This window comes from Pseudoxanthomonas sp. JBR18, from assembly GCF_028198165.1.
GTDB lineage: Bacteria > Pseudomonadota > Gammaproteobacteria > Xanthomonadales > Xanthomonadaceae > Pseudoxanthomonas_A.
This window is the reverse complement of the sequence record NZ_CP116339.1, coordinates 1,001,880-1,016,001: the sequence shown is the minus strand read 5'-3', so window position 1 is coordinate 1,016,001 and position 14,122 is coordinate 1,001,880. Positions and strand designations below refer to the sequence as shown.

Sequence of the window (14,122 nt, the reverse complement as noted above, 5' to 3'; positions counted from 1 at the left end):
CGTCCTTCCCCCTTCAGATTTCGACGGATTTTCCCCCATGGTCGCGTCTGCGATGTCTCCCGTTTCTAGCCCGCTGCCGGACAGCGTGCCGGCCGTACCTGCGCGCGGTCACCGCTCCCGGCATCGCGATGCGCGTGGGCGCTTCATTCCCGGGGCGGCGAACGATCCGGACACGCTGCGGGTCGGCACGGTGGCCCGGCGCACCGCGTTGTTCGTCACCTCGGAGATGGCCGACTTCATCAAGGCGGGCGGTCTGGGTGATGTCGCCGCCGCGCTGCCGCGCGCGTTGCGCAGCCGCTACGACGCGCGGGTGTTGATCCCCGGCTATCGCGCGGTGCTGGCCAGGGCCGGCAAGCTGGAGATCGTCGGGCACATCGGCGCGCACGCCGCGCTGCCGGCCTGCAAGGTGGGCTATACCCGCCAGGCCGATGGTCTGCCGGTCTATGTGCTGCTGTGCCCGGAGCTGTTCGAGCGTGAGGGTTCGCCCTACGTCACCAGCCTGGGCGCGGAATGGGAAGACAACGCGATCCGGTTCGCCACCCTGTCGCGGGCGGCGGCGGAGATCGCCGGCGGACGCGCCAGCATGGACTGGACCCCGGACCTGCTGCATCTCAACGACTGGCCCTGTGCGATGGCCTCGGCGTATGTGAAGTGGTCCGGCGGCAAGACGCCGTGCCTGCTGACCATTCACAACCTGGCCTACCAGGGCCTGTTCCCGCACGCGGTGGCCCCGCTGCTGGGGATTCCAGAGGAAGGCCGTGGCGACCTGGAGTTCTATGGACAGATGTCCTTCCTGCGTGGCGGCATCGTCCATGCCGTGCATGTGAATACGGTGAGCGTCAGCTACGCGGCGCAGATCACCCTGCCGGCGATGGGCTGCGGCCTGGACCGGTTGCTCGCGCGGCGCGCGGCGACCGGTGGCCTGACCGGAATCCTCAACGGGATCGACGCCAGCTGGGATCCGCGGACCGATCGCCATCTGCAGGCGCATTTCAGCGTCAACGACTGGGCCGGACGCAATGCCAATGCGCGCCAGGTCCGACGTGACTTCGGCCTGCCGGAGCGCAATGGGCCACTGTTTGCGGTGGTCTCGCGCCTGGTCCACCAAAAGGGCCTGGACCTGATCTGCGAGGTGGCGCCGCAGATCGTGGCGGCCGGCGGGCAGATCGTGATCATCGGCGGCGGCGAGCCGCAGATCGAGCAGGCGGTGGGGATGTTGACCCGGCGCTACCCGGGCCACATCGGGGCCTACATCGGCTTCGAGGAGCAGTTGGCCCGGCGCATGTTCGCCGGATCGGACTTCCTGCTGATGCCCTCGCGCTTCGAGCCCTGCGGCCTGAGCCAGATGTACGCCCAGCGCTTTGGCAGCCTGCCCATCGCCCATGCGACCGGTGGCCTCATCGACACGGTGGATGATGGCGTTACCGGATTCCTGTTCCAGGATCCGTCCGCCGATGCGCTGCGCCGGTGCCTGGCGCGCGCCTTCCGCACCTTCCGGCTGCCGGGCTTGATGCATGCGATGCGGCGCGCGGCCATGCTGCGCCCCAGCGGCTGGGACCTGGCCGGCAGCAAGTACCTGGCGCTCTACGATCGGACCACGGCATTGGCATGAGCGAACGGATGTCGGCCAAGCAGGCAATGCGCAAGAGCGACGGAGAGAGCGAGACGGGCGAGGAGCGCGTGGAAACGGGCCTGGATCCCCGGCTTGAAGCGCTGCTGCATGGTCACGGTGGTGATCCGTTCGCGCTGTTGGGGCCGCATGCGACCCCCGAAGGAAAGATCCGGGTGCGTGCGATGGCCCAGGGCGCCGAGGCCATGGCGCTGCTCAACGAGCACGGCAAGGTCGTGGCCTTGACGCGCTGTCTGGACCCGGCCGGGCTGTTCGAAGCCGAACTGGGCACCGCAATGCGCTACCGGCTGCGCATCGCGTGGCCTTCGGCCATGCAGGAAATGGATGACCCGTACGCCTTCGGTCCGGTGCTCGAAGAGGCCTGGCTGCATGGGCTGGTCAATGGCGACGGCGAGTGCGCGCGACAGGCGCTGGGCGCGCACCGCATGGTGCATGAAGGCGTGGAGGGCGTGCGGTTTGCGGTGTGGGCGCCCAATGCACAGCGGGTCTCGCTGGTGGGCGAGTTCAACGGCTGGGACGGGCGGCGCAATCCCATGCGCCTGCGCCATGCCGGGGGCGTGTGGGAGTTGTTCATTCCCGGCCTGGGCGCCGGAGCCCGCTACAAATATGAAATCACCGCCGGCGATGGCACCCGCCTGCCGCACAAGGCCGATCCGATGGCGCGTCAATGCGAGCTGCCGCCGGCCACCGCCTCGGTGGTGCCGCAGGCCGAGGCCTTCGCCTGGACCGACGTGGAGTGGATGGCGCAGCGTGCGGCGCGCGCGACCACGCCCGAGCCGATGGCCGTCTACGAGGTGCACGCCGGCTCCTGGCGTTGGGGCGGCGATGGCCAGCCACTGGACTGGGACGGCCTGGCGCGCGAGCTCATCCCCTACGTGCAGTGGCTGGGCTTCACCCACATCGAGCTGTTGCCGATCACCGAGTATCCCTTCGGCGGCTCGTGGGGCTACCAGCCGCTGGGCATGTACGCCCCGACTGCGCGTTACGGTTCGCCGGAAGGCTTCGCCCGCTTCGTCGATGCCTGCCACAACGCCGGCATCGGCGTGGTGCTGGATTGGGTCAGCGCGCATTTCCCCAACGACGAGCATGGCCTGGAGCGCTTCGACGGCACCTCGCTCTACGAGCATGCCGACCCCAGGGAAGGCTTCCACAAGGACTGGAACACGCTGATCTACAACTACGGCCGCCATGAGGTCTCGGCCTATCTGGTGGGCAGCGCGCTGGAGTGGATCGAGCGCTACCACATCGATGGGCTGCGCGTGGATGCGGTGGCCTCGATGCTCTACCGCGACTACAGCCGCGCCGAGGGCGAGTGGGTGCCCAACCGGCATGGCGGGCGCGAGAACCTGGAGGCGGTGGAATTCATCAAGCGCCTCAACAGCGAGGTCGGCCGGCGCTTTCCCGGGGTGATGATGATCGCCGAGGAATCCACCGCCTGGGGCGGGGTCACCCTGCCGCCGGAGTTAGGAGGGCTGGGTTTCACCCACAAGTGGAACATGGGTTGGATGCACGACACGCTGGAGTACATGAAGCGTGATCCGGTGCATCGCAAGCACCACCATAGCGAGATGACCTTCGGCATGGTCTATGCGTTCTCGGAGCGCTTCATGCTGCCGCTGTCGCATGACGAGGTCGTCCACGGCAAGGGCTCGCTGTTGACCAAGATGCCGGGCGACACCTGGCAGAAACTGGCCAACCTGCGCGCGTACTTCGGCTTCATGTGGGCGCACCCGGGACGCAAGCTGCTGTTCATGGGCGGTGAGTTCGGCCAGTGGGACGAGTGGAACCACGATGCCCACCTGGACTGGCCGCTGATGCGGGTGCATGAGCATCACGGCTTGGCCCAGCTGGTTTCCGACCTCAATGCCCGGCTCAAGGAGCAACCGGCGCTCTACCGCAACGACCACATGCCCGAAGGTTTCGAGTGGTCGGTGGGCGATGACCACGCCAACAGCGTGTTCGCCTTCGTGCGCCACGATCGCGACACTGGCGCGGCGCCAGTGCTGGCGGTCAGCAACTTCACCCCGATGCCGCGCTACGGCTATCGCGTGGGCGTGCCGCGGGCAGGCCAGTGGCGCGAGATCCTCAACACCGACAGCGGCCACTACGGCGGTTCCAACGTCGGCAATGCCGGCGCGGTGACCAGCCAGGCGGTGCCCATGCATGGGCACGCGCAGTCCCTGGCGTTGACCCTGCCGCCCTTGGCCACCATCTGGCTGAAGGCGGATTGATGGCCGCGCCCGGGGGACAGGCCGGCGAGCCGTGGTGGGGCGCGGCGCCGGGCCGGGATGGGCGCACCCGTTTCCGCCTGTGGGCGCCGGATGCCACCGAGGTGGTGCTGGAGCTGGATGACGCACGGCGGCACCGGCTGCAGCGCCGCGACGATGGCAGCTTCGACGCCACGCTCGACGCACCGCCGGGCACGCGCTATCGCTATCGCATCGACGGGCGCGAGCCCGTGCCCGATCCGGCCTCGCGCTGGCAGCCCGACGGTGTCCATGGTCATAGCGTGGTGGTCGATCCAGAGGCCTATGCCTGGCAGCACACCGATTGGTGTGGGCGGCCCTGGCGCGAAGCGGTGCTCTATGAATTGCACGTCGGCGCTTGTGGCGGCTATGCCGGGGTGCAGGCGCAGCTGCCGAAGCTGGCCGCGCTAGGCATCACCGCGATCGAACTGATGCCGCTCAACGCCTTCCCCGGGCAGCGCAACTGGGGCTATGACGGTGTGCTCCCCTATGCGCCGGTCGCGGCCTATGGCACCCCGGACGAACTCAAGGCCTTGATCGATGCGGCGCACGGACACGGCTTGATGGTGTTCCTCGATGCGGTCTACAACCACTTCGGCCCGGACGGGAACTATCTGCACCAATACGCCGAAGGCTTCTTCAACGCGCAGGCGCCCACGCCATGGGGGCCGGCGATCGACTTCAACCAGCCCGCCGTGCAGCGCTACTACCTGGACAACGCGCTGATGTGGCTGCACGAGTACCGCTTCGACGGCCTGCGCCTGGATGCGGTGCACGCCATCGTGCCCAACGACTTCCTGGAGACCTTGCGCCAGACGGTGGTGGCCAGCCTGCCGCCGCATCGCCACGTGCATCTGGTCCTGGAAAACGAGTTCAACCAGGCCTTCCGCTTGGCCGATGGCTTCACCGCGCAATGGGACGATGACTTCCACAACGCCCTGCACGTGCTACTCACCGGCGAGGAGGAGGGCTACTACGCCGGCTTTGCCGACGATCCCAGCGCGCACCTGGCGCGAGTGCTGGCCGAAGGCTTTGCTTACCAAGGCCAGGCCGACCATCGCGGGCACCGGCGCGGCGAGCCGTCCGGGCACCTGCCGCCGACGAAGTTCGTGGTGTTCGCGCAGAACCACGACCAGATCGGCAACCGCGCCAAGGGCGATCGTCTGTCCACGCTGCTCTCGTCATCGGCGCTGCGTGCGGCGCTGGCGCTGACCACGCTGACGCCGATGATCCCGCTGTTCTTCATGGGGGAGCCATGGGGGGCGCGGGAGCCGTTCCTGTTCTTCACCGATTACGCGCCGCCGCTGGACGAGGCGGTGCGCGAAGGACGGCGCCGCGAGTTCGCGCACTTCGCCGCCTTCGCCGACCCTGAGGCGCGCGCGGCAATCCCGGATCCGAATGCAGCGTCCACCTTTGCCGCATCGCGCTGCGATATCGCAGCCGCCGATCAGGGCGAGGGTGCGGAGTTCGCGGCCTGGTTTACCGCCCTGCTGCGGGTGCGCGCCGAACGGCTGGTCCCGCACCTGGACGCTGCCCGTGCGCTGGGAGCCGAGGTGCTCGCGCCGGGCGCGATCCGCGCCAGCTGGCAACTCGGGGCGCAGGTGCTGCAGGTCGAGATGAACTTCGGCCGCGTTGCCGTTTCGGCGCCGCCGCCGGGCGGCGAGCTGCTGCATGCGCAGAACAGCACCGCGCACGCGACGATGCTGGCCCCCGACAGCCTGCGCGCCTGGCTACGGGATGCGGCGTCATGAGTCCGCCCTCCCTGGACACCCTGGCGCGCGCGGCCGGCCTGCAGCCGGACTGGGTCGATGTGGCGAGTCGTCCCCGCACGGTCGCGCCGGACACGCTGCGCGCGGCGCTGGAGGCCATGGGCTATCCCTGCGCGACGCCGGCCCAGCGCGAGGACAGCCAGCACCGCCTGGCCGCGCTGGCCCAGGCGCCAGTGCTGGTGACGGCCTTGGCGGGAATGCCCATCCAGGTCGGCGCCACCGCCGGCACCCGCTATCGGCTGGTCGATGCCGAGGGCCACGCGCAGGAAGGGCGCCTGGACGCGCAAGGCCAGACCGCGCAGGTGCGCCTACCCGGTTACTACCGGCTGGAGATCGGCGGCGATGAGGCCAATGCATTGCAGGTCGCCGTGGCGCCGGCGCGCTGCTGGTCGGTGGCCGATGCCTGCAAGGTGTCCCATCCGCGTGCGTGTGGGGTGGGCCTGCAGGTGTATTCGGCTTCCAGCGTGTGGGATGCCTCCATCGGCGATGCGCAAGGCGCGGCCGACTGGGCCGCGGCGGTGGCTGCGGCCGGCGGCGATGCCCTGGCCCTGAGCCCGGTGCATGCCGCCCGTCCGGTGGGGCGTTACTACAGTCCTTATTCGCCAAGCGACCGGCGCTTCTTCGATCCCCTGCATGCCGCGCCGGCGATGGTGCTGGGCCAGGACGCGGCGGCCGCCGCCCTGCGCCAGGCCGGACTGGAGACGCGATTTGCGGAGCTGCATGCCGGGCCGTGGGTCGATTGGGAGGCCGGGGCGCAGGCCAAGTGGGCCTGGCTGCGCGCACTGCATGCCGGCTTCGGACCGGACGCCGCGCAGTGGCGCGACCTGCAGGCCTTTATCGAGGATGGTGGACCGGCGTTGGCCCAGCATGCCGGCTTTGCCGCGCGCGAGGCTGGCGACGCGGATCCCGGGCTGCAGCTGTTCGCCCAGTGGCTGGCCGCGCGCAGCTGGACCGGCGTGCAGCAGGCCGCGCGCTCAGCGGGCATGCGCATCGGCCTGATCAGCGACCTGGCGGTGGGCTTCGACCCGCACGGCGCCGAGGCGGCCGCCTGGCCCGAGGCGGTGCTGCCCGGGTTGGTCCTCGGCGCGCCGCCGGACGCCTTCAACGCCGACGGCCAGGCCTGGGGCATCGGCAGCTACTCGCCGACCGGGCTGCGTGCCAGCGGGTTCGCGCCGTTCATTGCCTTGCTGCGGGCAGTGATGCGGGGGCGCGGTGGCGTGCGCATCGACCACATCCTGGGCTTGCTGCGGCTGTGGGTGCTGCCCGAAGGGGGCAGCGCTGGCGACGGCGTGTACCTGGGCTATCCCTTCCAGGACATGCTGCGGCTGCTGGCGCTGGAGTCCTGGCGTCATCGCTGCATCGTCATCGGCGAGGACCTGGGCGTGGTGCCCGACGGCCTGCGCGAGGAACTGGCCAAGCGCGGCGTGCTGGGCATCGACGTACTGATGTTCACCCGTGACCGCGACGGCGCGTTCCTGCCACCGTCGCGCTGGCGCAATTCGGCGGTGGCCACCACCACCACCCACGACCTGCCGACCCTGGCCGGCTGGCGGATCGGCCGTGACCTGGACTGGCGCCAGCGCCTGGGCGCGGGCGGACAGGTCGATCGTGTGGCCGAAGGCGCACAGCGCGAGGCCGAGGTCGCCGCGCTGTCCACCCAGGTGCAGGCCGACGGCGGCGACGGGACGGACCTGGGCGGCTGGCGCGCCTTTGTGGCTCATGCGCCTGCGCCGCTGGCCTTGCTCCCGGCTGAGGATGCCCTGGGCCTGGAGGAGCAGCCCAACCTGCCGGGTATCGTCGAGGGCCATCCCAACTGGCGCCGTCGCCTGCCCGAACCCTTGCCGGCAACGGCGTTGAAAACCGCGCTGGAGAATTTCGCTGCGGCACGGGACGCCGCGCCATGACCGACCTGCGTGCCACCGCCCGCCTGCAGCTGCATGCCGGCTTCACTCTGCGCGATGCCGCCGCGCAGGTGCCTTACTACGCACGCCTGGGGATCAGTCACCTGTATCTGTCGCCGATCGGCACGGCGGTGCAGGGCTCCACCCACGGCTACGACGTCACCGATCCGGGCACGGTCAATCCCGAACTGGGCGGCGAGGACGCCCTGATGGCGCTCCACGCGGCCGTCCAGGCACACCAGATGAGTCTGCTGCTGGACATCGTGCCCAACCACATGGCGGCCCATGCCTCCAATCCGTGGTGGTGGGACGTGCTGCGCCACGGGCGCCGGAGCCGCCATGCGGACTGGTTCGATATCGACTGGCGCAGTCCCGGGCACGACGGCAAGCTGTGGTTGCCGGTGCTAGATCGCCCCTATGCCCAGGCGCTGACCGACGGGGCCTTGAAGCTCGAGGTCGACGCGGCCGGCGAGTTGCGCCTGGAGCACCACGACAGCCGCTTCCCGGTGCGTGTGGACGGCATGCCGGTGCCGGCCGACCCGGACCAGCGCCGCGACTGGGCCTGGCGCATCAGTCAGGGCAGCGCCCGCGGCGAACAGACCCTGCATCGCCTGCTCGAACGCCAGCCCTACCGCCTGGTCTGGTGGCGGGTCGGCAACGACATGGTCAACTACCGGCGGTTCTTCGATATCACCTCGCTGGCGGCCATCCGGGTGGAGCGGCCCGAGGTGTTCGCCGCGGTCCACGCCTTGCCGCTGCGGCTGATCGCCGATGGCGTGATCGACGGCCTGCGCCTGGATCACGTCGATGGCCTGGCCGACCCGCGCGGCTACCTGCGGCGCCTGCGCAGCCACGTGGACAAGGCCGGGCGCAAGCGCGGCCTGCGGCCGGGCAAGATCGTGCTGCTGGTCGAGAAGATCCTCGCCCCGGGCGAGCGCCTACCGCGCGACTGGCCGGTGCAGGGCACCACCGGCTACGACTTCATGGACCAGGTGTCGGGCGTGCTGCACGACGCCGACGGCGAGGCGCCGCTGCGCGCGCTGTGGCGCACGGGCAGTGGCCGCAGCGGCGATTTCGCGCAGGAGGAATTCCAGGCGCGCGGCGAGATCCTCGATGGACCGCTGCAGGCCGAGTTCACCCGCGCCCTGCAGGCGGCGGTGGCGGCTGCGCATCTGGACCTGGCCTGCCGCGCCTTCAGTCCGCAGATGCTCGGCGGGGCGCTGAGCGCGGTGATGCGCCGCTTCCCGGTCTACCGCACCTACGCCGGGCACGATGGCCTGGATGCGCCGGACCGGGCGCTGTTCGCCCAGGCCGCCGCCCAGGCCCGGGCCACGGCCAAGCCGCAGGTGCAGGCCGCGATCGACGCCCTGTGCGAGTGGATGCGCGACATGCCGGAGACCCCGACAGTGCAGCGCAGCCTGCGCCGGGTGCTGCGCCGACGCATCGAGCAGTTGTCCGCCCCGCTCAACGCCAAGTCGGTGGAGGACACTGCCTTTTACCGGCATGGCGTGCTGCTCTCGCGCAACGAGGTGGGCTCGCATCCCACCCATCTGGCCGTGGATCCGCATGCGTTCCACCAGGCCTGCCTGGCGCGCGTGGCCGCCGGCCAGCGCATGCTGCTGGCCACCGCGACCCATGACCACAAGCGAGGCGAGGACGTGCGCATGCGTCTGGCCGTGCTGTCCAGCCTGCCCCAGTGGTGGGGCGATCAGGTGGCGCGGCTGACCGGCCTGGCCGCGGACCTGGGACGGGCCCCGCAGGCGGGCGGCCCCAGCGCCGGCGATGCGCTCATGCTGTGGCAGATGGTGGTGGCGGCCTGGCCGCTGGCCCTGGCTCCCGACGATCAGCCGGGCCTGACGGCCTACGCCGAGCGCCTGGCCGCCTGGCAGACCAAGGCCCTGCGCGAGGCCAAGCTGCGCAGTACCTGGACCGAGCCGGACGCGGGCTACGAAGCCGCCGCGCGCGCGCTGCTGGAGACCGCGCTGTGCGAAGACAAGGGGGCGCCGCTGCGCGCGGCCCTGCATGCCGCCGCCGAGGCGCTGGGCGCGGCCGGTGCGATCAACGGCCTGGCCCAGGCCACCCTGCGACTGACCACCCCTGGCGTGCCCGACCTGTACCAGGGCACCGAAGACTGGGACCTGTCGCTGGTGGACCCGGACAACCGCCGGCCGGTGGATTTCGCCCTGCGCCAGCGCTGGCTCGACGACACCACGCCGTGGTCGGCGCTGCTCACCGGCTGGCGCAGTGGCCAGGTCAAGGCGCGTCTGATCGCGCGGCTGCTGCAGCTTCGCGCGGAATTGCCCGAGCTGTTCGCCCGCGGTGATTACCGTCCGGTCCTGGTCGAAGGCCTGCCGGCCGGCCAGGTGCTGGCCTTCCGCCGCCAGTACGGTGAGGCCACGCTGGTGGTCGCCGTGCCGCGCGGCCTGGCTGCCTCCTGTCTCGACGCTGCGCTCCCCCTGCTGCCGGCAAGCTGCTGGCAGGGCGGCTCGCTGGCGCTGCCCGACGGCCGCTACCGGCACCTGCCCGATGACCGCGTGCTGACGGTCAGCGGCGGGCAGGTGGCATTGACCGAGTTGTTTGCCCATTCCCCCGTGGCCGTGCTGGCCACCTATCACTGACCTGGCCATGGATCCCAATACGCGCAGGCAACGCATCGAACAGCTGGCCCACGAGATCTGGGAGGCCGAGGGTCGGCCCGATGGGCAATCGGCCCGCCACTGGGCGATGGCCGAGCGTCTGGTCGACGCCGAACTGCGTGCCGCCGAACAGGGCGGTGAGGTCCATCCGTTTCGTCCCAATTCCAAGGATCCTGCCCCTTGAGTGCTTCTGGTCGCCGTCCCCCTCGTCCCACACCGACGCCGCGTCGCCTGCAGCGTCGCTCCCGCATCCGCGAGGGGCGGCCGTTCCCGCTCGGCGCTACCTGGGACGGGCTAGGGGTCAACTTCGCGCTGTATTCGGCCAATGCCACCAGGGTGGAGCTGTGCCTGTTCGACGAACGCGGCCGCGAGATCGAGCGCATCGCGCTGCCGGAGTACACCAACGAGATCTTCCACGGCTACCTGCCCGACGCACGCCCCGGCCAGCTCTATGGCTATCGCGTGCACGGCCCCTACGCGCCCGAGGCAGGGCATCGCTTCAACCCCAACAAGCTGCTGTTGGACCCCTACGCCAAGCAGATCGTCGGCGAGCTCAAATGGGCGCCGCATCTGTTCGGCTACACCATCGGGCACAAGGACGGCGATCTGTCATTCGATCGCCGCGACAGCGCCGCCTACATGCCCAAGTGCGCGGTGATCGACCCGGCCTTCACCTGGGGCGCGGACAAGCGCCTGCAGACCCCGTGGTACCGCTCGATGATCTACGAGGCCCACGTGCGCGGGCTGAGCATGAACCACCCGGAGGTGCCCAAGAGCGTGCGCGGGACGTTCTCCGGGCTGAAGACCGACGCGCTGGTGGATCACATCCGCGGGCTGGGCGTGAGCGCGGTGGAACTGCTGCCGATTCACGCCTTCATCGACGACCAGCACCTGCTCGAGCAGGAGCTGTCCAACTACTGGGGCTACAACACGCTGGGCTTCTTCGCCCCGCACGCGCGCTACATGGCCACCTCGTCGATCTCCGAGTTCAAGCAGATGGTGGCGCGCCTGCACCATGGCGGCCTGGAGGTGATCCTGGACGTGGTCTACAACCACACCGCCGAGGGCAACGAGCTGGGCCCGACGCTGTCGTTCAAGGGTATCGACAACGCCAGCTATTACCGCCTGGCCGATGACCGCCGTTACTACATCAACGACACCGGCACCGGGAACACCTTCGACCTGACCAATGCCGGCGCCCTGCGCATGGTGATGGACTCGCTGCGCTACTGGGTCTCGGAGATGCACGTGGACGGGTTTCGCTTCGACCTGGCCACCATCCTGGGGCGCGAGCGTCATGGCTTCGATCCCTCCGGCAGTTTCCTGGATGCCTGCCGGCAGGACCCGCTGCTCAGCCAGGTCAAGCTGATCGCCGAGCCCTGGGACGTGGGCCCTGGTGGCTATCAGGTAGGCGGCTTCCCGCCGGGCTGGAGCGAGTGGAACGACAAGTTCCGCGACAACGTGCGCGCGTTCTGGCGCGGCGACGAAGGCAAGCTCTCCGAGCTGGCCACGCGCATCACCGGCAGTGCCGACCTGTTCAACCGCGGCGGTCGCCGCCCGGCGTCGTCGGTGAACTTCATCACCGCCCACGATGGCTTCACCCTGGCCGACCTGGTCAGCTACAACCACAAGCACAACGAGGCCAACGGCGAGGACAACCGCGACGGCACCGACAACAACATCTCCTACAACCATGGTGCCGAGGGGCCCACCGAGGATCCCGGCATCGTGGCCCTGCGCGCACGCCAGCAGCGCAACCTGCTGGCCACGCTGCTGCTGTCGCAGGGCACGCCGATGCTGCAGGCCGGCGACGAGTTCGGCCGCACCCAGCACGGCAACAACAACGCCTACTGCCAGGACAACGAGCTGAGCTGGCTGGACTGGGAGCTGGCGGCCCAGCCCGACGGCCAGGCGCTGACCCGGTTCGTGCAGCGCCTGACCGCGCTGCGCCGGCGCTATCCGCTGCTGCATCGCTCGCGGTTCTTCGACGGCATCTTCGACGAGGAACTGGGCATCAAGGACGTGACCTGGCTTTCGCCCACCGGCGAGGAAATGACCGAGGAGGACTGGCACAACCCGATCGCCCGCGCGCTGATGATGCGCGTGGACGGCCGCACCCCGGCCAGCGGCCTGCGCGAGGTCGGCGCCAACGTCACCCTGCTCATGCTGCTCAACGCCAGCCCGGACGAGGTGGTGTTCCAACTGCCCGTCGTGGAGGGTGAGCACTGGCGCGTGCAGATCGATACCGCCGAACGCCACGCCGAGCGCGCGGTCCCGGCCGGCGCGCAATGGACAGCCGTGGGGCGCTCGTTGGCGCTGATGGCCGTCGAACAGGACGCTGCGGTGGTGCATCCCACCGCTCCCGCCGGCGACTGAGCAACGGGCCAGCGATGGCGGTGCGCAACCTGATTGTCGTGCTGGGCGACCAGCTCGACGTGGATTCGGCAGCGTTCGAGGGCTTCGATCCGGCGCACGACGTGGTGTGGATGGCCGAGGTCGCGCACGAGGCCTCGCACGTGTGGAGCACGCAGCCGCGCATCGCCCTGTTCCTGGCGGCGATGCGCCACTTTCGCGATGCCCTGCGCGTGCGTGGCTGGACGGTGCAATACCGCGCGCTGGACCGGCATGCGCACGCCACGCTGGAAGACGCGCTCGCCCATGACCTGCCCGAATTGCGGCCGGAAAAGGTGATCGCGGTACGTCCCGGCGAGTGGCGCCTGGCGCAGTCCCTGCCCAAGGTGGTGAATGCCGCCGGCAGCCGCTGGGTGGAGCGGCCCGATCTGCATTTCTACTGCGCACCGGGGGAATTCGCCGATTGGGCGCGCGGCCGTCGCGAATTGCGCATGGAGCATTTCTACCGCTGGATCCGCCGCCGCGAAGGCGTGCTGATGGACGGCGAGCAGCCGGTGGCCGGGCGCTGGAACTTCGATGCCGACAATCGCGGCCATTTCGGCAAGGACGGTCCGCAGGAAGTGCCGCTACCGGCGGCGTTCCCGCCCGATGCGCTGACCCGCGAGGTGATTGCCCTGGTCCAGGACCGCTTTGCCGATCGGCCAGGCGACCTGACGCGGTTCGACTGGGCCCTGACCCCGGCCCAGGCACGCGCGGCGCTGGAGGATTTCATCGCCCTGCGCCTGCCGTCCTTTGGCCGTTACCAGGACGCGATGTGGACCGACCAGCCGTGGCTGTATCACGCGCTGCTCTCGGCCGCGATGAACCTCAAGTTGCTCTCGCCGCGCATGGTCGTGAGCGCCGCCGTGCAGGCCTGGCGCGAAGGGCGTGCGCCGATCGAGGCGGTAGAGGGCTTCGTGCGCCAGGTCATCGGTTGGCGCGAATTCGTGCGTGGCGTGTACTGGCTGCGGATGCCGGGGTTTGCCGCCGACAACGTGCTGCAGGCGCGGCAGCCGCTGCCGGCGTTCTACTGGGACGGGCGCACCCACATGGCCTGCCTGCGCCAGGCGCTGGGACAGACCCTGCAGCTGGGCTATGCCCACCACATCCAGCGGCTGATGGTGACCGGCAGCTTCGCCCTGATGCTGGGGGTGGAGCCGGCGCAGGTCCATGCGTGGTACCTGGCCGTGTATGTCGATGCGGTCGAATGGGTCGAGTTGCCCAACACCCTGGGCATGAGCCAGTTCGCCGACGGTGGGGTGATGGTGTCCAAGCCGTACGCGGCTTCCGGGCGCTACATCCAGCGCATGTCCAACTACTGCGCCGGCTGTCGCTACGATCCGGGCGAGGCGGTGGGCGAGACGGCCTGTCCGTTCACCACGCTGTATTGGGATTTCCTGTTGCGCCATGAGGCGCGTTTCGCGCGCCACCCGCGCGCGGCGCTGCAGTGGCGCAGCCTGGAGCGGCTGGACGACACCCGCCGCGCCGCGATCACCGCGCGCGCGCAGCAATTGCGCGCGCGTTTGGCCGTGCCGGCCGCTGGCTGACG

Annotated in this window: 8 protein-coding genes; all 8 read left to right on the top strand. The window is 69.9% G+C overall.

Going from position 1 to position 14,122, the window contains the following annotated elements:
* Positions 1-52: 52 nt before the first annotated feature.
* Genes glgA through PJ250_RS04745 form a run of 8 tightly spaced genes read left to right on the top strand, consistent with a single transcriptional unit; the run spans position 53 to position 14,120 of the window.
* Complete coding sequence (gene glgA, locus PJ250_RS04780; protein ID WP_271647405.1) at positions 53-1,612, top strand: glycogen synthase GlgA; 1,560 nt, start codon at positions 53-55, stop codon at positions 1,610-1,612.
* Entirely contained in the window at positions 1,609-3,861 is a 2,253-nt protein-coding gene (gene glgB, locus PJ250_RS04775) for a 1,4-alpha-glucan branching protein GlgB (protein ID WP_271647404.1), read from the top strand. The genes glgA and glgB overlap by 4 nt, the downstream gene beginning before the upstream one ends.
* Entirely contained in the window at positions 3,861-5,627 is a 1,767-nt protein-coding gene (gene treZ / locus PJ250_RS04770) for a malto-oligosyltrehalose trehalohydrolase (RefSeq protein ID WP_271647403.1), read from the top strand. The genes glgB and treZ overlap by 1 nt, the downstream gene beginning before the upstream one ends.
* Positions 5,624-7,549 (top strand): 4-alpha-glucanotransferase, encoded by a 1,926-nt coding sequence (locus tag PJ250_RS04765; RefSeq protein ID WP_271647401.1) that lies wholly within the window; start codon positions 5,624-5,626, stop codon positions 7,547-7,549. The genes treZ and PJ250_RS04765 overlap by 4 nt, the downstream gene beginning before the upstream one ends.
* Positions 7,546-10,164: a malto-oligosyltrehalose synthase gene (treY, locus tag PJ250_RS04760; protein ID WP_271647400.1), complete on the top strand. Its 2,619-nt coding sequence runs from the start codon at positions 7,546-7,548 to the stop codon at positions 10,162-10,164. Before PJ250_RS04765 ends, treY begins: the two co-directional genes overlap by 4 nt.
* 7 nt (positions 10,165-10,171) lie before the next feature.
* Positions 10,172-10,366, top strand: a complete 195-nt coding sequence (locus PJ250_RS04755) for a DUF2934 domain-containing protein (protein ID WP_271647399.1) — start codon at positions 10,172-10,174, stop codon at positions 10,364-10,366.
* 47 nt (positions 10,367-10,413) lie between these two features.
* Positions 10,414-12,558, top strand: a complete 2,145-nt coding sequence (glgX, locus tag PJ250_RS04750) for a glycogen debranching protein GlgX (RefSeq protein ID WP_271648529.1) — start codon at positions 10,414-10,416, stop codon at positions 12,556-12,558.
* Positions 12,559-12,572: 14 nt separating this feature from the next.
* Positions 12,573-14,120, top strand: coding sequence for a cryptochrome/photolyase family protein (locus PJ250_RS04745; protein WP_271647398.1), 1,548 nt, complete (start codon positions 12,573-12,575; stop codon positions 14,118-14,120).
* Positions 14,121-14,122 lie beyond the last annotated feature (2 nt).